This is a genomic window from Alteromonas sp. G5_S2_22_S1, from assembly GCF_054968525.1.
On record NZ_JBQKUJ010000005.1, the window covers coordinates 152717 to 174584 of the forward strand.

19 protein-coding genes and 1 pseudogene are annotated in these 21868 nt (G+C 44.0%); 6 read left to right on the forward strand and 14 right to left on the reverse strand.

The annotated features are described in order from the left end of the window. Positions 1–126: 126 nt before the first annotated feature. A pseudogene (locus ACTRWF_RS07805) lies at positions 127–1627 on the reverse strand (transposase). Positions 1628–1900: 273 nt separating this feature from the next. Continuing rightward, positions 1901–2743 (reverse strand): DUF6279 family lipoprotein, encoded by an 843-nt coding sequence (locus tag ACTRWF_RS07810; protein ID WP_462835330.1) that lies wholly within the window; start codon positions 2741–2743, stop codon positions 1901–1903. Positions 2744–2944: 201 nt separating this feature from the next. Between ACTRWF_RS07810 and ACTRWF_RS07815 the strand changes: the two genes are divergently transcribed. Next, complete coding sequence (locus tag ACTRWF_RS07815; protein ID WP_287149111.1) at positions 2945–3955, forward strand: ATP-dependent 6-phosphofructokinase; 1011 nt, start codon at positions 2945–2947, stop codon at positions 3953–3955. A 74-nt stretch (positions 3956–4029) separates the two neighbouring features. Here ACTRWF_RS07815 and ACTRWF_RS07820 read toward each other — a convergent pair whose 3' ends face one another. The 4 genes from ACTRWF_RS07820 to ACTRWF_RS07835 all read right to left on the reverse strand — a co-directional run bounded on the left by ACTRWF_RS07820 (position 4030) and on the right by ACTRWF_RS07835 (position 7299). After that, on the reverse strand, positions 4030–4857 hold the full coding sequence (locus ACTRWF_RS07820; RefSeq protein WP_012518407.1) for a LytR/AlgR family response regulator transcription factor: 828 nt from the start codon (positions 4855–4857) through the stop codon (positions 4030–4032). Between the two features lies 1 nt (position 4858). After that, the gene (locus tag ACTRWF_RS07825; protein WP_012518406.1) at positions 4859–5932 is read right to left on the reverse strand and encodes a sensor histidine kinase; all 1074 of its coding nucleotides are present in this window, start codon (positions 5930–5932) and stop codon (positions 4859–4861) included. A 149-nt stretch (positions 5933–6081) separates the two neighbouring features. Further along, positions 6082–6543 (reverse strand): Mpo1-like protein, encoded by a 462-nt coding sequence (locus ACTRWF_RS07830; RefSeq protein ID WP_462835331.1) that lies wholly within the window; start codon positions 6541–6543, stop codon positions 6082–6084. A gap of 72 nt (positions 6544–6615) precedes the next feature. Beyond that, positions 6616–7299 carry a PilZ domain-containing protein gene (locus tag ACTRWF_RS07835; protein WP_012518404.1) on the reverse strand — a complete coding sequence of 228 codons (684 nt, stop codon included), beginning with the start codon at positions 7297–7299 and terminating at the stop codon, positions 6616–6618. Positions 7300–7491: 192 nt separating this feature from the next. Here ACTRWF_RS07835 and ACTRWF_RS07840 point away from each other — a divergent pair, with 192 nt between their 5' ends. Beyond that, positions 7492–9294, forward strand: a complete 1803-nt coding sequence (locus ACTRWF_RS07840) for a M61 family metallopeptidase (protein WP_462835332.1) — start codon at positions 7492–7494, stop codon at positions 9292–9294. Between the two features lie 80 nt (positions 9295–9374). Here the strand turns inward: ACTRWF_RS07840 and ACTRWF_RS07845 are convergent, their stop codons facing one another. The 3 genes from ACTRWF_RS07845 to yejK form a co-directional block, all read right to left on the reverse strand. Then, positions 9375–10292: a peptidoglycan DD-metalloendopeptidase family protein gene (locus ACTRWF_RS07845; RefSeq protein WP_462835333.1), complete on the reverse strand. Its 918-nt coding sequence runs from the start codon at positions 10290–10292 to the stop codon at positions 9375–9377. A gap of 41 nt (positions 10293–10333) precedes the next feature. Next, positions 10334–11209: a 6-carboxytetrahydropterin synthase gene (locus tag ACTRWF_RS07850; RefSeq protein WP_012518401.1), complete on the reverse strand. Its 876-nt coding sequence runs from the start codon at positions 11207–11209 to the stop codon at positions 10334–10336. Between the two features lie 115 nt (positions 11210–11324). Then, complete coding sequence (gene yejK / locus ACTRWF_RS07855) at positions 11325–12431, reverse strand: nucleoid-associated protein YejK (RefSeq protein ID WP_278383997.1); 1107 nt, start codon at positions 12429–12431, stop codon at positions 11325–11327. Positions 12432–12590: 159 nt separating this feature from the next. Between yejK and ACTRWF_RS07860 the strand changes: the two genes are divergently transcribed. Together ACTRWF_RS07860 and ACTRWF_RS07865 are read left to right on the forward strand one after the other, a co-directional pair. Continuing rightward, positions 12591–12809 carry a YejL family protein gene (locus ACTRWF_RS07860; RefSeq protein WP_012518399.1) on the forward strand — a complete coding sequence of 73 codons (219 nt, stop codon included), beginning with the start codon at positions 12591–12593 and terminating at the stop codon, positions 12807–12809. An 8-nt stretch (positions 12810–12817) separates the two neighbouring features. Beyond that, positions 12818–14344, forward strand: a complete 1527-nt coding sequence (locus ACTRWF_RS07865) for a DUF3413 domain-containing protein (RefSeq protein WP_462835334.1) — start codon at positions 12818–12820, stop codon at positions 14342–14344. A gap of 117 nt (positions 14345–14461) precedes the next feature. On the opposite strand, the gene ACTRWF_RS07870 is transcribed toward ACTRWF_RS07865, so the two are convergent. From ACTRWF_RS07870 to ACTRWF_RS07885, 4 genes are all read right to left on the reverse strand, one after another. Next, a complete protein-coding gene (locus ACTRWF_RS07870; RefSeq protein ID WP_462835335.1) occupies positions 14462–15040 on the reverse strand; it encodes a D-glycero-beta-D-manno-heptose 1,7-bisphosphate 7-phosphatase in 579 nt (192 codons plus the stop codon). Next, positions 15040–15912: a putative RNA methyltransferase gene (locus tag ACTRWF_RS07875; RefSeq protein WP_462835336.1), complete on the reverse strand. Its 873-nt coding sequence runs from the start codon at positions 15910–15912 to the stop codon at positions 15040–15042. Before ACTRWF_RS07875 ends, ACTRWF_RS07870 begins: the two co-directional genes overlap by 1 nt. Positions 15913–16105: 193 nt before the next feature. Next, positions 16106–17236, reverse strand: coding sequence for a 3-hydroxyisobutyryl-CoA hydrolase (locus tag ACTRWF_RS07880; RefSeq protein WP_462835337.1), 1131 nt, complete (start codon positions 17234–17236; stop codon positions 16106–16108). A gap of 84 nt (positions 17237–17320) precedes the next feature. Next, positions 17321–18475 (reverse strand): acyl-CoA dehydrogenase family protein, encoded by a 1155-nt coding sequence (locus ACTRWF_RS07885; protein ID WP_012518393.1) that lies wholly within the window; start codon positions 18473–18475, stop codon positions 17321–17323. Between the two features lie 257 nt (positions 18476–18732). Here ACTRWF_RS07885 and ACTRWF_RS07890 point away from each other — a divergent pair, with 257 nt between their 5' ends. Continuing rightward, positions 18733–20316, forward strand: a complete 1584-nt coding sequence (locus ACTRWF_RS07890; protein WP_462835366.1) for a response regulator — start codon at positions 18733–18735, stop codon at positions 20314–20316. Between the two features lie 95 nt (positions 20317–20411). Here the strand turns inward: ACTRWF_RS07890 and ACTRWF_RS07895 are convergent, their stop codons facing one another. Then, positions 20412–21287, reverse strand: coding sequence for an NAD(P)-dependent oxidoreductase (locus tag ACTRWF_RS07895; RefSeq protein ID WP_015067229.1), 876 nt, complete (start codon positions 21285–21287; stop codon positions 20412–20414). 87 nt (positions 21288–21374) lie between these two features. Here ACTRWF_RS07895 and ACTRWF_RS07900 point away from each other — a divergent pair, with 87 nt between their 5' ends. Further along, a complete protein-coding gene (locus ACTRWF_RS07900) occupies positions 21375–21866 on the forward strand; it encodes a glutathione peroxidase (RefSeq protein ID WP_071951528.1) in 492 nt (163 codons plus the stop codon). Positions 21867–21868 lie beyond the last annotated feature (2 nt).

The following is a 21868-nucleotide window of genomic DNA, read 5'->3' on the forward strand; positions in this document are numbered from 1 at the left end:
TCAGTGGAGTAGTTGTCATCAAGACAGGCAAGTTAACTGGTCTTTGGTACTGAAATCTGCAATAAGATATGTGAAAGCCCTCACCCCAACAATTTGCGTGTTTAAGTAATGGTAGGTTTTTGTGGTTCATGCACCAAAGTCGAAGTCACGTTGAATGGTATAGTCGCAGAATGCGTCAATGCTTGGTGGCGCACGAAGTGGCGGCGTACGGGGATTATTGCTCGCTTCCGGTAAATTGTGCTTGTCCAAATATGACAAGATTTTATTGATAATGATCGCGTCAGTTATGCAAGCAATGACCTTTACGTTAAATTTTTCGCAAACCTCGCATTGGGGAATGTCGATGTTGAATACGCGTTTCAGTCTTTGCGCCGGTGACCGGATTACCAAGACATATTGCGGGAATGATACGGCTTTTCTGAATCTTTCAGGTGTTCTGCTAAACGAGGACTATTCTTACTACGTTGTGAAGCAGTCACCTCGGCACGAACTATAGCATTGGGAGCAAATACCCCATAAAACCTCGTGAGGTTAAGTCGAGGTGGTGGTATCAAAGCAACGAGTTTGCCGAGAAAATCCCGTGGAGAGAATAACACGAGGGTCGTTCCGTCATTGTAAGGGGTCTTTAGTTTATACCTCACCTTACCTGAATCTGTAAGATTCAATCGTTGTTCACTTATGGCTGGTCTTGAGATGTATCTGCACAGGCGTTCCAATTTATCGGTTTGGTGACCGTCTGCGAATACGCCAGCATGTAAACTGAAACCGCCTATCTGGGCTAATTGTCCGTAGTGTTGTTTGTCTTTGGCGGGCAAGGTTTGTAAGGTAAATACTTTTTTGCCCATATCTGGCCCCAAGCAATACGATAACTAACCGAGGCCGCTTGCAAGGGCAATAAGCTATTTTCATCATCCATGGGAAAATCGAGAAAAGCATTGTCCATATCACGCTGAATGAGCCCGGCCTTCTCTAAATAGGCCGCAATGCGGTGGCTGATGTTGTCAACTATCTGTTCCATATCGCTATGGCTCGGCGCTTTGACGAGCTTGAATTTGGTTTGCCCTCGCTCTTCTGTAATAACGCCCTCGAGGAAGAGCATATGGAAGTGTATATTCAAGTTTAGCGCACTTCCAAAACGCTGAATGTACGTTACTGCACCCGTCTTGTCTTGCTTTTTCAAGTAACCTGTTCGATGGATGATGTCAGTTGAAATCGTGCGATGGATGATTTGCATGACTTTGCTGAGCTCTTTGGGATATCTGGCAAGTAGCAGCCTCAATGGGATAGGTAGACTCAACACCCACTGACGTATGGGATAGCCGTTAAGAACGTCGTCAACCAGTAACTTCGCACTCTCTGCCATCCGTCTTGCCCCGCAAATAGGGCAGAAGCCCCTACGTTTGCAACTGAACGCGACCAGCTTCTCATGTTTGCAGTCGTCACACACGACTCTGAGAAATCCATGCTCAAACCGACCACACTTTAGAAATTCTGCAAACTCTTTATCTACATGAAGTGGTAATGTCTTTCCTTGATGGGAAAGGTACTCCAGAAAATCTGGATAATATTGCTCAACCAATTGGTATAGCAATGTTTGCTCTGGCCGATGTCGTTTATAGGTATGCATGTTAATGGCTAACAATGGCGTCCTTGCCAGGGATTGGTAGCCCAGATTGCAGATAGTTTTGTTGTTAGTCTACTGGTCTTTGAGATGGAAAGTTCATTGCTCCAAGGTCCGCTTTACTAAGCCGTCGCCCACCTGAAGAAATCAATGTTATGCAGGAAATAAACAGTAGCTCCTTCACTCCCCTTCACTATTAACAATAAATACTTTACGCAGTTTTTATGATACTTAATCAATTGCAAGGTCGACTTTAACATGCCTTTTTAGAAAACAAGGTTAGCCTTTAAAGTTCTCAACGGTTTCAATCAATTTATCTATATTTTCAATTAGCACTTCGCGCTGCTTGCGGCTAAGGGTGGAAAACACTTCTGATATTAATGTAGCGGTCACCGTCATATTGTGCGCACTGCTTTGTTTGTATATGTCACTCTTATAGCTGTCGGGGTTTTGCATAAGTTCGATTAAGTCTGTTTCAAAATTGTTGTTGAAACTTCGAGTAACAAATAACTTTCTTGCCGCGTTTTGGATGTCTCTGCGATATTTAAGCCACTCTTCCCCCGTAGGGATAAACTGCGTAGCATAAGTACTTACAATTTGTTTTTGTTCATGACTAAGTTTGCCAATGCGTTCACTCATCGCTTCTTCAATACGCTCGATACGGTCCTCTAAGCGCGCTTCTTCTGTTTTTACAAGCGCCTCTTTACGCTCTTCTTCTTCCTCTTTGTTATCTTTTTCTAACGCGGCAAAAAGCGAAACAACTTGCTCGTCATCTAAGGTCTTAGCGAGAATTGCCAGTTCCGGGCTTATTTCATCACGAACCCGTTCCCAGTGTGACCTCGCTTTAACTAAGTGGTTGTACACTGTGTTAGAGTCTAACGTGCCTTCATTTATTTCGGCTTTAATTTCACTTAGGTGTGCTTTATACCGCCTAAGCTCTGTTGTTTTATGCCAACGCAACCAGTTCTGAAGGTGGTCATCAAACTTTTCTTCTTGTCCCTCTTTAAGTTCGATGTAGTCGTCTAAATACCAATACACCCACCAATCAAGGTTGTTGTAGGCCAGTTTTGAACTACAGGCAGAGAGAAAGACAACGAATACCAGTATAAACAACGTGCGCATAATCAATCCTTTTTTGTTGTTTACGTTACTTGCAGTCAAACCGCTTACTGCAAGTAAAAAAATAGAGAAATAAAATGGAACACCGTTGTAAAACTTTTTTAATCATTTGGGTGTTCAATGCTTCATTACAAACGTCCACTTTACGTAGCGTACACTTTACTTTACCTTAACCGTATTGCCTGTAAAAAGAAGGACTTTAATGTGTCAAAACGTGTCGCAATTTTAACATCTGGTGGCGACGCACCAGGTATGAATGCATGTATTCGGGCCGCTATCATTGCCTGTCAAAAAGCCGGTTATACACTGTTGGGCTATAAGCACGGGTACAATGGGCTACTGCAGCAAGAATATATTTCATTGTCCTTAGACTCTACGCATAACCTTATTCAGCAAGGCGGTACAATTTTACATAGCGCAAGGTGCAAAGAGTTTATGCACGAAGAGGGGCTGTTTAAAGCGGCTCATAATTTAAAGAAAGCGCACATAGATTCATTAATTGTTATCGGCGGTGACGGCTCGTTTAAAGGGGCTGCTAAATTAAGCGAGCATTGGGATGGGCAAATTATAGGTATCCCTGGCACTATCGATAACGACATTGCGGGAACAGACGCAACTATCGGTTATTTCACGGCTATTGATACCGCCATGAGCTCTATCGATAAAGTACGCGATACTGCCGACGCTTTTGAACGTATCTTTTTAGTAGAGGTAATGGGGCGCAATGCTGGCTTCTTAGCCCTTAATGCAGCCCTCTCCTCTGCTGCAGACTATGTTATTGTTCCAGAATTTTTCTCTTCAGCTGAATCTGAAATAGAAAAACTCGTGTCGCAAATCAACGCTCAGCGAACGCTGAAAGGCCCTGTTAGTTTTATCGTTGTGGTTGCAGAGAACGTATGGCCCAACGGACTAGCGGGCTTAACTGATGCCCTTCAACAACGAAATCTACAAGATGTAAGGCCGGTTACTTTAGGTCACGTTCAGCGCGGTGGTTCCCCGGTAGCGCAAGACCGACTTTTAGCGACTACGCTGGGAGAAGCGGCCATTCGATTGGTGGGAAAAGACATAAGTAATGTTATGGTTGGTGAGGTTAATCAGCGTCCAGTAACCGTGCCATTGTCTGAAACGTGGAAAAATACTAAACCGCTTAACGAGGCCCGTGTCGGCGCCATGCGAACGCTTATGAACGAGCGTTATAACCAAGCAGATAACTAGCGTGCATTAAAAAGCCCTGTGGCGAGTTGCGGTTTAAGCAAACGACTCAGGGCTTTTCGTTTTTGTAACGCCCGTTACATTTTCATTGCCGCTTTTACTTTGTCGCGGTGACTGCGGCTTACTTTAAGTTCAGTATCGTTTTGCAGTATCAAGTGATACTCGCCGCTTATGTGGCTAACTAGCTTTTTGACAAAGCGGATATTAGCAATAGCCGAACGGTGAACACGCACGAAGAACTGCGGGTTTAGTTCTTGCTCTAATTCTTTCATTGTCTTACGCATAATATGCATACCATCTAGGGCATGTACACACATATAATCGCCCGCGGCGTCTATCCATTGAATATCCTGAACATTAACACGGGTCACTTCCGAGCCATCTTTAATGGCCAGTACATCTGGGTATGGATTAGTTTCCACTGGTTCACCGTTAGCAAGCTTGCGCAAGATTTCTTCGCAGTCGTCACCAGTTAATTCAGCAACTAGGCTAACAAGCTTTTGCGATTGCTCATCTTGATGTTGAGTAGAGAAGTATTCTCTAACCTTGTTAAGCGCCGCGCCAAGACGTTCGTCGTCTGCCGGCTTTAGTAGATAGTCTAAAGCATGAACATCGAATGCCTTAATCGCATAGCTATCGTACGCAGTTACAAATACTATCATTGGGATGGGTTGCTTTAGTTCACGCAGTTTGTGAATTACCTGAAACCCGTTTAAGCCCGGCATTTGGATATCTAGAAACACTAAATCGGGGCGATGCTGAGAGATACTACTCACCGCTTCAAGGCCATTTTGACACTCGGCAAGAACCTGTACATCATCATGACGTTCTAACCTGGCACGAAGCCCTTTGCGTGCTAAAGGTTCGTCGTCCACTACAATGGTTTTAATCACTTGCTTTGTCATGTTATACGTCCTTAACTTCGTAAGGAATACGAATTCTCACTCGTACACCTGACGGCTGATTGTGTTCTATAGAAAATGCAAAATTACGATGGTAGAGCGACTGCAGGCGCTCTTTAATATTAGCTAACCCTACACCGTTTTCCCGGCTGAGCGTACCGTCTTTGATATCAGCGCCTGGGCCGTTGTCGGCAACATCCATTAATAAATCATTGCCAAATGTACGAGCAGTAATTGAAATGCGGCCACCGTTTTCCATTTTTGATATGGCGTGTTTTATCGAGTTTTCAATAATGGGCTGCAATATCATGCTAGGTACAAGGGCACTTTCACACTGCTCATCAATGTCCCACAACACCTCTAGGCGGTCATCAAATCTTACTTTTTCTATCTCTAGATAAAGGCGAAGCGCTTTAATTTCCTGCCCTAGCGGCACGCGCTTTATGGGGTCATTGTCTAAGGAATAGCGCAGAAAGTCACTTAGCCTAGACACCATGGCTTCAGCTGTATCGTTTTCCTTAAGCAAAACCAACGTTGAAATTGCATTAAGGGTATTAAACAGAAAATGTGGGTTGAGCTGATAACGCAGCATCTTTATATGTGCCTGATGAGCCATGGTGCTGGCTTTTAGCGCATTCTGTTTTTCTTTTTGCAACATCTGGAAATTTTTAATGCCAAAGTATACGCCGCTCCAGCAACCTACCATGATGAGTGAGTTAATGGTGTTGGTAAAGTACATGTACCATTCATCTGGGCGGTAGCCGTGCTTGTAGATTTCCCAGTAGTTAATGTTTTTCACCACGGCCCAAAGCAGAGCTATCAAGTAGCATGACACAATCACAATAATGATCATGTTGAGCGGAGATTGTTTTCTTGCCCACCGGTAGATGTAGCGAAGAGGAATGGTTAATAACCACCCTGCATAGGCATTGAGCATGATGATAAAAACCCAAATTGGGCGCACATCATGTAGGAAAGAACCAATGTAATAAATTATCGCGAACCCTGCCCAGCCGGCGCTGTGGAGCGTCCAAAATAAACGTTCATTACTTTCTATTACACGCTGAAAGCGACTCACAATATTACCAATTTAAAAACTTATACAACGATTATACGCAAGCCTTGTTGCGACCCAAGCGGCTTGGTCGTGCCCCTTATGCTTCTGGTCGCAGGACAACATATTGAAAACAGCGTTGTTTTAACAGTGCGTTAATTTGTTACACGCATCTAGTAACTTATGTTCATACGTTTTAGCCAGTGAACCCACCACCACGCCGGACCAACAAGCAGAAAACGTAAATCTTCAAAAAACGAAGGTTTCTTTCCTTCTATGTGATGCCCAATAAACTGGAGTACCCACATGACGACAAAAAGCACAAGCGAAAACAGCCACACAGAAACATTGAAGTGAACTAGGGCATTAACCGCCCCAAAACATAAAATTGTGAGTAACGTCATTGCGGCCCCAATAGGGCCAGATAACATAAAATAGTAATACAACACAGGAACAGCAATAATATGCGCCCACGTGATGTCAAACTGCGCAATAAATTGGGGTACTGGCAAACTCCACAGTAACGCCAGTGAAACAAAATAGATACTTGGTACCGCTATCGCATGAATGATGACATTTGTTCTATTTTGATGACTTTCGCCGTATTGCATTAAGAGTCGTTCAATGCTTCTCATATTATTCCCCTTAGCTCGTTATTTTGATTATTATCTAAAGAGCACCCGGCACGCCTTAAAAACAGTTTATTGTTACGTTAATAGCGTGTGTCGGGACAGCAGCGTTTTTATCAATTTTTCATCGCAGGTAAAGGCAAGACCATAGTAGACCACGTCACTTTCTAACCTGTGATTTTTTACCTTTGCGGTAAGCGCAACTTCTTTACCGTCTATTGAATAGTTTAGCTTAACATCTGCTTCATCGAGCATAACGGGCCAGTTAGGTTTAACCTGTAGTGCGACCTTGCAGCCTTTTTCACTCAAATCAATAATGATACCGGTGACCGTTTCATCATCGGGGTAAACCTCGGCATCAAGAGAAACTGAAACGCCAAGCTGCGCTCGCTTGACAGCGCGAAGCCCTATGCTTTCAATGCGTTTAGGAAAAGACGTTATAAGCAACCCGGAGGGCTTTGAGAGCAGCTTGAGTACTTTTACTTTAAATGCAATAACCTGACCCGTATCACCTTCAAGTACAGAACGTACGACAATATCGTTACCTACGGTCAGCGCATCGCGCACGGTGATCCACTTCGCGGTCGTGGGAATATGGAACAGCATGCATTCATCAATTAGCATGCCTGTGTAATCAGTTTTTACACGCTTGGGCGCTGCAGGCATAGCAATTTGTAAATCTACCGTATCGCCGGGTACCAGAGTACGAAGCGACGCCAAGCCTTCTGCACTGAGTAAATTACTTTGTATTTTTTCAGCCATTTGTATTTGTTATTGCTGGAAATATTGTTGATTGCCTCAATGTACGCATCAATTTAACTTTGATCAACTTTATGCTTCTAACGTGGTAGCGTTTTTCTTACTAATTACGCTATGTAGCCTTACCTACTATTGGGCTTACGCCTATAGGTTGTTATAGTTAACCGATATCATTGTTTATATTAACGGATGTTTATGCCCTCTTCTGTTCTTCATTACGCGTTAACCATTTCTGATTGGCGTTCTCACCAGTTCACTGTTGCCTTGTCAGTGCCAAAACACGAGCAAACTGACCTTGAGCTTTCACTACCTAGCTGGATCCCGGGTAGTTATATGGTGCGAGATTTTGCTAAAAGCATCATCACCCTAAGCGCGGTTGACAACAGTAATGCCAAAAACGCTTTTCCAGTTACTAAATTAGATAAACAAACGTGGCGTGTTAAAACGAACGGTAGTGCCTGTACCATTCGTTATACCGTGTATGCCAACGACCTCTCTATTCGCTCGGCGTTTATGAACCATGAATACGCTTTTATTAACGGCACAAGTGCGTTTTTACGCGTAGCTGGTTTTGAGCAATCGCGCTGTGAGCTTGATATTCAGTTAGATGAAAACGACGAAACTACGGCTAAATGGCAAGCCTATACATCGATGCCTGCTCACGGCAATAGCACAAGCGTATCAAAATGGTATTTTGCTGAAGACAACTACGATGCATTTATCGACCACCCTATCTATGTGGGAATTGCCGACACCCATAGCTTTGATGTTGATGGCGTGACGTTTACCTTGCTGTTTTCGGGTAATAACAATATCGATTATCAGCGTATAGCAAACGACTTAACACCTATCTGCAAGCACCACCTTGACTTATTTGGAGCGCCGCACCCCATCGACAAGTATCTCTTTATGACATTGCTTGCCGACAACGGTTTTGGAGGGTTAGAGCATAAATATTCTACAGCGTTGCTCTACCCGCGTTTTGATCTGCCGCAAGTGGGCGATAATGAGAACAAAACCGATGGCTATATTACATTTTTAAGTTTATGTAGCCACGAATTCTTCCACACCTGGCATGTAAAACGAATTAAACCGAGGGTTATGGTCAATCCCGATTTATCTCAGGAAACTTATACTAACCAACTTTGGATATACGAAGGTTTTACGAGCTTCTATGACGATGTCACTCTTGCCAGAGCCGGGGTTATCGAGCCGCAAAAGTACCTTGATATTGTTGCACAGAACGTCAGCCGGCTAATCCAAAACACCGGGCGATTAAAGCAAAGTGCCGCTGAAAGTAGCTTCGATGCATGGACTAAGTTTTACAAGCAAGACGCTAGTGCTACTAATAATATTGTTAGCTATTATACCAAGGGCGGCGTAATCGCCCTCGGCCTGGACCTTTTACTTCGCAAAGCGTCAAATAATTCAGTAAACCTCGATGCGCTAATGAGGCTACTTTGGGAACACTATGGTGTTGACGAAAAAGGTACGCCCGATGACGTCATTCAAAACCTGTGTAAAACCCACTTTGACATCGATGTGTCAGATTATCTAAACCGCGTGGTTTACGGTACAGAAGATGTTGACTTAGTTTCTTTAGTCAGTGAAATGGGCGTGCGCTTTAACACCCGTGCTCGTGTATCTGCTGAAGATAAAGGTGGTTTGACGCAGCTGCCAGCAATACGTAATCAACTTGGGGCGACATTGAAACCAGCAAGCCTAGGCTTAACGGTAGTACAGGTGTTTGAAGGGTTGGCCGCTATGCAAGCCGGCATTTTGTTAAACGACGTTATCATTGCCCTTGATGGGCACATTGTTAATGTGCAAAAGCTGCAGCGCCTGCTTGATACTGCGCAAAAATCAGCTGTAGACGTTACCCTTATTAGGGATGGCAAACTACTTACCCTGCCCCTTAACGTGGTTAAAGCACGCGCTGAAATGGCGTATTTTGATATCGAAGATGTGCAAACACTTAACCAGTGGCTAGGCCGATAAGCTATCATCTTGGCATAGTAAAAAAGGCTCCTTATGGAGCCTTTCTATTTACTTCGAATGTACGCTTTTAAGCGACAATATTATTGGGTTTCAGGGGAGCCAGAGATAATCGTTTGAGGATCAAGGCGCATTTTACCTAAGTTTATACGCCAATCTAAGTGCGGACCTGTAGAGCGTCCTGTTGTCCCGATAGTACCGATCAGCTCGCCTTGTTTAACCTTTTCACCCACGTCTACTGTTATTGTATCCATGTGCAGAAATGTAGAAAACACACGCATGCCATGATCAAGAATAAGCGTATTGCCTGAATAATAAAGGTCGTCTGCCATGGTCACAACACCGTCTACTGGTGCATACACAGGCGTTCCTGTTTCGTTCGCTATATCCAGCCCATAGTGTGGCCACTTAGGTACCCCGTTTAAAATGCGCTGGCTACCATAAACCCCTGAGATAACGCCTTTTGCCGGCCACTCAAACCGAGTAAAAAGCGCGTCGAGATCCGAATTAACGCTGCGCGCATTAGCCACGTTTATATTATCTTGTTTAATACGCGCCGTGACTTCAGCAGGCGGCGTTACCATTTTTTGCGCTAAACCGTCGATGCGTTGAATATTGTATTCGCGCTTTTCTAGTGTAATTTCTCGTTGCCACGTTTTCCCACCCCCATACTCAACGGTAAGGGTTTGTTGAAGCGGCGCCTCTCTTTCAAACCCAACGACAAATTTTCCATCTTTATTGGTAGGTACCGGCTTACCGTTTAGAAAAACTTTTGACTCAACCGGCGCCTGGCCGCGTAAAAGTGCCCCTTGGGTAAATTTACCGTTAAGAGAAACAGCAATATCATTCGAAGCTTTGTTACGTAAATCATTGGATGCTTCAGCTGTCGACGCCACAGATGGCGAAGGCAGTAAGCCCAAAGCTAACGTGCATGCCATGGCCGAGATAACTAAGCTTGCGGTTTTTTTTATCAATGCATTACCTGATTGGGAGAGTCTCATGGTCTATTCCTTAGCTTTAACTGCGTTCGAGCTTTGGCGGTTTAGCCTTTTACCGTGGCACCTTTACCTACGCCTTCATAGGCAATGACTTGGCAAATACCTTCTGGTGTGCGCTTCTTTTGCTCTTCAAGCAAGTATTGCGCTAAGCACTCTACCGTTGAGTCGGTGTCAATCACTTCGCAATCAGATTTAGGAATTAATAATTCAAAGTAACCTTGAGACGATTCATAGGCGAAACAATAGTAATCTTCTGCATTGTCTACCGTACCCTTTAACTTTCTATCGCTGTAGGCAATTTCGTCTTCTTGAGTTGCAATGTAAATATCTTCCCAGCGGTCTGCCCAATATTGCTGACTTTCCACACTAACTTTACCGTCAAGAATGATATCAATACGCGAACGATGACCGTGGGCAATACGCTGACAGTTGCCATCATGCTTTTTCAGGCCGTGAGTATAGTGATAAAACGGCGAGGTTATTACTTCTTCACGTAAATTAAGGGTAATGTTTTCGACGTTTTCAGGAAGATGTGTAGCAAGCACTTCTTTAAGGTAAACACCTACTGAATCCATGTTAATTTCATCAGAATAGACAAAAGCATAAGCTTCTGCCGGGCAGTGCAACATAATGCTGCGGCCATCTGTGCAGGTAAAGCGGGTTTCTACCTGTTCGGTTTCATCGTCGTGAAGTACCTCTGAGCCGCTGTACTCTGCAGGCACTAGCAATTTATGATCGACATATTCATCAATCAAACGCTTAAGGTTCTTCTTCACGTGACCAAAGTCCTGAACCATGCTCTCTTCGTTGAGCTCTCCGTCCAAAACTACATCGACAATCCAACTTTCTCCTACCATACCACGCTGTGGGCACAGGTAAGAAAAGTCCATCACTGTCAAATCATTTACAAATAATTGCATAACACCCTTGAGTCGAGTTTATTTACTATAAAGTGAGGCTGGCGTGTGTGCTTGATTAACACGCAAGCAACAGCTATGCCCCTAGTATACGTCTTTTATCTTGCCTTAGCAGCGACTAGTCCATTGAAGATTGTCGATTCAGCTGATCTTTCAAATTCGGTGGAATTCCACGGATAGTGAGTGTATCTGTCGCTGGGTCATAAAATACCCTATCGCCCATAAGTTTGCGCTCAAAGCTCACAGACACGCCGCCACCCTGACCAGTAAACTTCGCCAACTGTTTAAGCGCAGCAGGATCGGGCTGAATTTCTTTTTCTAATGGCACGTCCAAAGACTCTGTAAACGCCTTGAAGTTGCTGCTGGTCTCTTCATTTTGAGGTAGACGGTTGGCTAATTCATTAACAGACAAACTTTCGCCCGCATCAATCTTCTCTTTAAAGTAAGATTTTACCTCTTCACGATGTTGATGCTGCTCCTGTGGGTCTAACGACTCACTAGCAAGATACGCATCTACCGAAGAGATAAGTTGCTTATTTTGCTGTTTAACATCAACCAACTCTTCGCAACCAACAAACTGCATAAAGAAGTCTGATACCTTGCGCCCCATTCTTCCTTTAATAAAACTAACGTATCGCTGTTGCTCGGGTTGAATATCCCACTGAGTTAAATCAAAACGTACAGCAAGCTGCATTTTCGCTAAATCTAAATGCTCGCGAGCAGATAAATCTAATGAGTTCGTAACCTCTACATGAGAGCGAGTATTTAATAGCGCAATCATTAAATACTGGGTTGCTAGGTATTCGTACTGGCAAAAAATTAGAAAACCTGTCTCGACCGTGCCAGTTTCCGCTAATGTGCGAACCAAACGCTGAGTAGCAGACACCGAAAAAGCATGGAAAGCATCTTCTACGTTATCGCCTGCTTCTTTTTGAACTTCTAAATATTGCTTTAGACCTTCAGCAAACTCTGCCACATTCTCCGTGCTTTTTTCGGTGGTGGTTTCACCCTCTTCATTTTCTATTTTTGCTTCACGGGTTACTTCACTAACAAAATGCCCCACACCTTTGCCTGGTTTAGCATTAAAGCTGTGGTTAATTTGATGGGCAAGAAGCTCGATTTCCGGTGTCACTGCTAAGCAGTTATCGCGGGGAATCGCTTCAATTTTCTCTTCTTTGTTTACAATCAATCGATGTACAACAAAGTGGTGAATCAGTGCACTCATAGAGTATCGGGTGTCCTGTTGCTTAAAAAGTGTCAGAAATATCCAAAGAATTGCGGGATTTTAGAATGAATGATTGTACTCACTCAAACAACGATTATAATCATTTTACGTGTAAAACCATTCTTTTTATCAAAGAAATCATAAAAAAGAGGCGTAGCAATGCCCCAACAGAGCCGCTATAGCAACGACCAGTTCGAAACGCTAATGAATAACGTTATTCTAACGCTTGAAGAAGGCGGTGCAAACCGTGATCTTTCACTTATGGTGTTAGGAAACGTAATTACGCACATTTTAAACACTCAGGTAGCCCCTGAAGATCGCGAAGCCATGGCAACGCAGTTTGCCGATGTTCTTAAGAAAAGCGTAAAAAATAGCTAAGGGACTGCATGATACTTGCCGAATCACCTCGTCGCCAGCGTGTTACTAAACTGGTAAATTGGGGGCACTGGTTTGCCTTGGCGAATATTATTATCGCCATTGTTATTGCCTCAATTTTTGTTTTCTCTTCACCTATGCCAGGCACGGGTGTCGGCACCTTGTATCTACTAGCCAATTGGTTTGGTCATATTGGGTTTATGACCTTTTTTGGCTTCGTTATTTTTATTCTCCCCCTGTGCTATTTGGTCAATAACCCCAGGGTTATAAAAGGCAGCGCCTCGATTATTGCCGCTGTCGGTTTGGCGCTGCTGGCGTTCGATGCCCTTCTATTTAACCGCACAGGCTTTCACATTAGTTTTCACGCTGCAGACTTATTGAGAAGCGAAGCTCAGTCAAGTATGACCATTGAAAGCTGGCAACAGTGGGCGTTTTTATTCTTGCTGTTTATTGTGTGGTTAGGCTTTCAATTAGTGCTAGCCAATGCAATTTGGAAGCGAGTTGAGCGCTTCACTCGCTATAAGGTCGGCGTACCTGTTACTACTTTCTTCGTAAGCTGCTTTGTACTGAGCCACGCGATACACGTATGGGCAGACGCCAAGCTCTATCAGCCTATAATCAAACAAGACAATATGTTTCCGCTTTCATATCCTGCTACGGCTAAGACGACTATGTCTCGTTACGGGCTTCTTGACCTCGCAGCCTATGAGGAGCGAAAACAGCTGCAGTTTAGCCCAGACATTCACAACATTACGTATCCAGCACAACCGGTTTACTGCTCAGTGGAAACAAACAAGAACCTAACCGTAGTGGTTCAAATAGACAACGAGCAGTCGGTAGATTTACTTAGCGTGGGCGCTAAAAGCTTAAATAAAGTGAGTAATTATTATTCTACTGCTAGCAGCATTGAAGGCTTAATAACGTCAACACTGTTTGGCGTACCGGAAATCTATCAAGACGCGTTATCGAAAAAGCGCCCTGTTCTTCTTGCGCTTCCGTTAGGTTCGGGTATGCCTGTGTCTATTCATAGCGATGAAACACTGCCACTGCCGCAGCTGTCTGGGTACTTACAACCCATTACGAATAATCACGACGGCCTACATATTGCGTTTATGAAAAGCAATGATATTGCACGTTATGTAGATAATACGCTTAAACGCAATCACGACGTAATCGTAGCCACAGGTTTTGGAAGTGAGGAAGGTAAAGGCGCGTTGTACAGTACGCTCAATCTGAAGGCCAATTTAGCCAGCACTGAAGACTTAGCGCCGACCATTTTAAATGCGCTTGGCTGTAATGCACCAGCAACCTTTTATTCTACCGGTCAAAGCCTATTAGCCCCTTCTAGAGCGTGGCTAGTAAGCACATCAGGCGAACGTATTGTCGTATTCCACGATAATAAACGTACTGATGTGTTAAGTAACGGCAGCTATGAGATAAGCGATATGGAAACAGGAAAACGCAGTAAAGACGCGCTAAACGTTGATTTATTAAGCCAAGCGATTAAGCATCTTTCGCGGTTTTCAACACAAAATTAACATTCAAAAAAGGCTGCAGCAACATAAGTTCCTGCAGCCTTTTCATATCAAGTATTTGTAAAAACTCTTTAATTTCAAATGCCCCAGATGTTACGCGTAACCAGATTAAACGGGGAATTATGGTGGCGTAATTTTTGAAAATGAAGTAACGATGTTAACTTTGTGACCTTCGCTAAGCCCTTCAGCCTGCTCAGGTGTGACGATCTCTTTTGACAAGAATATACTTTGTTTAAGGCCCGCTGCATCAGCGGCTTGTATGTCACGCCAGCTGTCCCCAATAAGTATGCTGTTACAAAGGTCTATATTTAAATCTTTAGCAGCTTTTAATAGCATTCCTGGCGCTGGCTTTCTGCATTCGCAGGAAATAGCATAGCGAGATATCGAGCCCTGTTTATGATGAGGGCAGAAATACACAGGTATGTTATTTATATTGTGTGCAGTAAAGTCTTTTTGAACTCTTTCCATGAGCGATTGAAACTCAGTTTCAGTATAAAACCCTCGGGCAATACCGCTTTGGTTCGTTACAATAACAGGCTGATAGCCTTTTAACTGAAACTGCTTGATGACATCGAATATGCCGTTTATATATTCAAAGTCCGCATACGTTCCTACGTAGCCATGGTCAACGTTTATTACGCCGTCACGGTCTAAAAACAATGCTTTTGTCGCTGGGGCAGATTTAACTATATTTGTCATCACGCTTCTACATCACTGTGCTTTTTCCAAAGCTGGATGTGAAAATCGGCGGTAACGCTTTTTAGGGCTTCGACAATTTCATCAATTTTACCTTTGGGTAATTTCCAATAGAAAGGCGTCATTTTAATCAACGCAAGGGCATGTTCGCGGCTTTCAAACGCAATAGGAAATGAAAAAGTTTCGTTTTTTATACGAGAAAACCCTTCCTTTACACTATCGTTCAGCTCATGCGGTCTTGGATTAGCGTAAACCTGTTGCTTAAGCTCGAATAGATGCTTTTGTGCTGGGTCAACGGTGATCAAAAGGCCGTTATCTTTAAGTACCCTAAAGTATTCTTTGTCGCTTCCCGGCGCGAAGACCTGCAGCATCACGTCCTGACTACCTGTTTCAAGGGGAAGTTCAAAGCTACTTGCCACCACAAATTGTGCCTGTTTGAACGCTTTGGCCGCTAGTTCAACCGCAACTTTGGCGATATCACTTCCTGCACCTTGCACATTAAAACCGCGTACCGATAGCCCTTGAGTTATCGCATCGAGGTAACTCCCCTCACCGCAACCTGCGTCAAAGATATTGATACAACCGTGCTTTCCTTGATCATTAACAGTAGCTTGCCCCGCGTATAGATCTTTTAGAGAACGTTGTAACAGCGACACCATTTTCTCTTTTAACGGACCATACGCATTTAGCTGATGGAATTCCCGTCTCGCTTTAACCATCTCCTTATCGTCACCAGGCGCTTTCGACTTTTTGAACTGAACAGGGAGCAAATTTACATACCCAGACTTCGCTTTGTCGAAGCTGTGGCTATTTTGACAACGAATTGGAGAGGCTATTAATGATATCGGTGCTTTACAAAGTGGGCAGTGCCACATGACGGGTACTTATGTGTTTGAATTTGCCGTAAAGGATACCAAAACCGATAGCTTTACGGCAATAAGCGGTGCGACTGGCGCCATACTTTTCTAATGCATAGTCATAGAAATATGACGCTACACGGTTGTAGCGGCTTTATGTATGCACAAATTTGCCCGAACTGGTTGCCGCTCGCGTTTAGTAAGCTTTGTACTACAAAGCAGCCAACGGGTGTGCTTCTTTAGACCAAGGAGACGTGAAGAAATGCGCTATCTCGGCTTCAGGTACGTCTTCAACCTTTTTAAATTTCCATTGGGGCGTCATATCTTTGTCAATTAACAGCGCCCTTACCCCTTCTTGGAACTCACCACTTTCGCCGCATCGACAGGACATATCAGCCTCCATTCTAAAGCAGTCTGCTAACGACATAGTAGCGCCCTTTTTGCATTGTTCGAATACCAAGTGCATCGTTATAGGCGAGCCCTTTGCCAAGGTACTTTGCGCTCTAGATAGCCATTTGTCGCCCTGCATATCAGCGGTCAATATGGCATTTACAACCTCACTTACATTGTTGGCACTACACAAGTCATTGATAAGGGGCATGTTGGGCCCTATGTTGCTCTGCACTTCCGTTTCAGGCTTTTGTAGGCGGCTTAACACCGTATTTACTGCTTCTGCAAGGGTTGAGCTGCTTGTTTCATTCCACGCGTAGTCTACAAGGCCCTGCAGCAAATTTTCTTTTTCAGCACTACTAACCATTACATCAGCGAGCCCAACGTACATAGCATCTGCTGCATTCATTTGACCGCCGGTTAAACCTAAGAATAACCCCGATTTACCGGGTAAGCGGGGAAGAAAGTAACTACCACCCACATCAGGATACAAACCGATAGAAATCTCAGGCATCGCCAAACGAGAAGTTTCTGTCACAACGCGATGGCTGGCGCCACAAAGTAACCCCATACCGCCCCCCATAACAATGCCGCTGCCCCAAACAATAATAGGCTTGTTGTAGTTATGAATGGTGTAATCAAGGGTGTATTCGGTTTCAAAGAAGGTTTCGAGGAATGCGGGAATCTCTCCATGGGCTTCAACCATCGAATTATACATAGAGACGATATCTCCACCTGCACAAAACGCCTTCTCACCTGCAGCGTCTATGACAACAGCGACAATGTCGCTGCGCGCTTGCCATTGCCGAAGTGCGTCCAGCATTATACCTGCCATTTCCAAATCTAACGCATTCAGTGCTTTGGGTTTATTAAGCGTTAACCGGCCTATTTTGTAGTCTTTACTTGCTGTAGTAATTTCATCAACCACTACAACTGAATCGGCATTAATCATCGTTATTTCTCGCCTCCTTCTTCGTGTTTACAACCATAAACACGTTCCATTAAAACCACGTCTAACATAGCTACTAAAAGCGCACTACAATACGCTGCGTTCATCCGCCAACAAACGTCTTCCAATAATAACGCGCATAATCTCATTTGTACCTTCAAGGATCTGATGCACTCTAACATCTCTAAAGTGTCGTTCTAGAGGGTACTCTTTTATATAGCCATAACCGCCGTGTAATTGAAGCGCGTCGTTACACACGTTAAAGCCTACGTCGGTGGCAAAGCGTTTAGCCATAGCGCAGTAGGTAGTTTTATCTGCATCATTATTATCTAATTTACAAGCCGCCATACGCACCATTTGTCTCGCCGCAACTAACTCCGTTGCCATATCTGCAAGTTTAAATTGTAACGCTTGAAACCCGGCAATTGGTTTACCAAACTGTTCTCGCTCATTCATGTAGTCGCGCGCTACATTCAGCGCTTGCTGCGCAGTCCCAACTGAACACGTGGCAATATTAATACGGCCGCCATCTAAGCCTTGCATGGCCATTTTGAAGCCTTGCCCTTCCTCACCTAATAACCAACTTTCATCTAACTTTACATTATCAAAGGTGATCATGCGGGTCGGCTGGGCATTCCAGCCCATTTTTTCTTCTGCTTTTCCATATTCGATACCGTCTGTATTCGCAGGAACGGCAAATGCAGATACTCCTTTAGGGCCGTCTTCACCTGTTCTGGCCATAACCACTAAAATATCTGTACTGCCTGCGCCAGAAATAAATACTTTTGCCCCATTTAGTACGTAGCCACCGTTTTCTTTAGTAGCTTTAGTTTTAAGTGAAGCCGCATCTGAACCTGCGCCTGGCTCGGTAAGGCAGTAAGACGCTAGTTTATTGCCTGTTACCAACTGCTCGCACCATGCATCTTTAACGTCGTCGCTACCCCACGTCGCAATCATCCATGTTGCCATATTGTGTATGGTTAACATTGCTGTCGTGGTGGTGCACCCCATAGAAAGCTGCTCAAAGATAATAGACGAGTCGAGCCTCGATAGACCAAGGCCTCCGGCACTTTCTGGTGCATACAATCCACAAAAACCCAATTCACCTGCTTTTTTAATAGCATCAACGGGAAAGTGGTGCTCTCTGTCCCACATCGCGGCGTTTGGCGCAAGCTCTTGTTGAGCAAATTGGCGGGCGGTTTCTTCAAAGGCTAACTGATCATCGGTTAAATCAAAGTTCATTTTTCTTACCTTTAATATATTGGACTTTTCGGTAACCATACCCAATACCTACCCCTTACGTAAACGTAAAGGTAAACATTTGTTTAAATATTATAATCTATAACGTAAATATTTTGTGACGAGATGAGTCAGGTAGGGAATTGTGCGCACGATTGGGGGGGAATCTTAGCCTTTTTAATAATGCACTTTTATTCTGCTGCTGATAATCTAGTTACTTTACAATAACCCGTCAGGTTACCGTGGAATTTAGAATAGCCATTGTAGAGGACAATGCGACCGCTCGAACTGCGCTTCGAGGGCATTTAATGTCTATCGCAAATTTATCAGTGAGCAGTTTTGCATCAGGCGTAGAGCTAAAAGCCGCCCTCAAGAAACAAAACTTCGAATTACTGCTAATGGACTATCATTTAGGCGAAGGAAAATCGGGCGTTGAATGGGTTCAAATTTTACGGGAATCGGGTTTTATTAGACCCAGTACCGGCATTATTTTTCTTACCTCTGACCGCTCTCCCCAGACCATTGGTCGGGTCATGGATTTACAACCAGACGTATTACTAATAAAGCCATACACCATTGCGTCGTTAACACGCCAAGTCAATCATTACCTCTCATATCGCGACTTTGTAAAAAACGTACTGCATGCATTAGACAACAAACAAGTAGAACGCGCAGTCAGTATTGTTCGCGCCAAAATTAAAGATGGCATACCGCCGCGTTTAGTTGGTGATATAAGAAAGCTTTACGCCCGACTTCTTTTTAAAAGCGGAGAAATCCGCCGTGCGCTTAGTATTTACGATGATGTATTGACCCGTTCAGACAAAGTTTTATGGGCCCAATGGGGTAAAGTCAAATGTCAGTATGCGTCTGGACAGTGGCCCGAATGCAAAGATCATTTAGGCGATATGGTTAACTCAAGCCTTGCTCGAGATAAAGCATTCGAATGGTTGGCGTCCATTTCATTTGAGCAAAACGCTTATGATCAAGTTGAAAAGTATTTAGATGAAATCAACTTTAGCGAGTTAAGTTTACCCGCAGCAAAGATGAAAACAATAGCATTTCAAAAGCAGGACAAGGTTGTTGAAGCCATAGATCTGCTACAAAGGAAACGCGCTATGCACCGCAGTGCAAAAGACAGGTTTAATGACTTTACCTTTGAACTTGCGGAATTCTATCTTTTCCTTGCAGAAGAATCGCCTGAAACAAATCGTTCAGAAAGTTTATCTCAAGCGCGAAAATTGGTGGGTATTGCAGGAAGAAGCCAAGGAGACCCGCAAGCCTTGCAAAAACGCGATTACCTTTTAGCGTTTTCCGCCGTCCTTGACGGCGATGTAGAAAAAGCCACACACCTGCTTGAAGGTGACTATGTCGATAATTATTTGCGTACTGAACCGTCTGTTTTGGTTATTGCTGCTAAAGTGCATCACGGCTTGGGTGATGAACGTAAGGCGGGTGAACTGTTATTAATGGCAAAGCAAAAGAATGCTGAGCTACAAGCAGTATCAGAACAAGTGATGAACGATGAGCTCATCTTTTCCGGCGGGGAAAGCTTAGGTCTTAATCACCAGCAAGCGGTTTCGATTAATGAAACCGGTACACAGCTTTTTATTGAAGGGCTATTTAGTAAAGCCATGAAACACTTTTATGACGCCTTTCAACTTTCGCCGCAAACTGCCGCTTTTGGCCTGAATTTACTTCAATGTATGATTGAGGCTGATATTGGCGTATACCGAAAGTATAGGCTCAAGCAGCTTATTGAAAAGGTAACGGCATTGACGCTAAACGAGACAAACAAGGCCCGTTTAGAGCAGCTTGTTTTACTTGCGCAAGAACACGCACTTTAGCTATTGGTTATAAGGGTTTAAGCCATCATTACAAAAAAGGGGCACCTGAAATATATCTTTAGCGCTGCCCCTTTACAATGACGTAGTCTTTTAAATTATTTCAGCCGTGTAAGTAAGCTCGACGTGTCCCAACGGCCTCCACCCAGCTTTTGTACATCTGCGTAGTACTGATCAACCAAGGCGGTTAGCGCTAGCGTAGAACCGTTTTTTCGCGCTTCATCTAGCGCAATACTCAAATCTTTACGCATCCAATCTACTGCAAAGCCGAAATCAAAGCTGTTGCTTAACATGGTGCTAGCTCTATTTTCCATTTGCCATGATTGGGCTGCACCTTTGCTTATTACATCAACGACGGCGTTACAATCCAGCCCCGCTTTTTGTCCAAAATGTAGGGCTTCGGCGAGGCCCTGTACAATGCCAGCTATACAAATCTGGTTCATCATTTTAGCAAGCTGACCACTCCCACTTTTGCCGAGTAGCTGACTGTGTCGAGCATAGTGAGCCATGACAGGCTCGACCTTGTTATATTTATCTTCATCGCCCCCTACCATTATCGTTAGCTGGCCGTTTTCAGCCCCCGCTTGACCTCCTGACACAGGCGCATCAAGAAACCCTACGCTCTTTTCCTTACACGCAGCGTACAGTTCTCTCGCTATATCGGCAGATGCCGTAGTGTGGTCAACAAGTATACTACCCGGTTTCATTACTTGTAATGCTTGCGTGGCCACTTCTCTTACATCGTTATCATTGCCAACGCACATAAATACGATATCGGCTGCTTCGCATGCATGGGCTACCGTTTCACTTACGGCAACATTTGCCCCACCCTTTTGATATTGGGTTGCCCAGGCTAAGGCTTTTTGTACGGTACGGTTATAAACATTAACCGAATAGCCTGCATTGCTTAAATGCCCTGCCATTGGAAAGCCCATAACCCCTAAACCCAGAAAACTCACTTTCAAATTACTCATACAAAATATACTCTAGATAGAATCAACGATGTTTGGTTTACCTAAGAGTAACAGACTTAACAACAACAAAAATATAGGAAAATGACTTTGGAACTCTATCAGCATTCCCTCACGCTAAATACCGGCGAGCAAACCACCTTGGAACAATACAAAGGGAAGGTGTTGCTTATAGTGAATACTGCCAGCAAGTGCGGTTTTACGCCGCAATATGAGGGGCTTGAAGCGCTCTATAAAAAGTATCATGACAAAGGCTTTGAAATATTAGGTTTTCCTTGCGACCAATTCGGACACCAAGAGCCGGGAAGTGATGAAGACATTGCACAATTCTGCACGCTTAATTTTGGTGTGTCTTTTCCACTGTTTAAAAAAACTAACGTTAACGGCCCAGACGCCAACCCGTTGTTTGAGGCATTAAAAAACGAAGCACCCGGCCTGTTAGGGTCTAAGCGAATAAAATGGAACTTCACTAAGTTTCTTATAAACGCAGAAGGTAAAGTATTAAAACGTTACGCACCGACCATAAAGCCCTCTTCCATCGATAGCGATATCGCAGAACTATTAGAAAGGAATAGCGAATGATC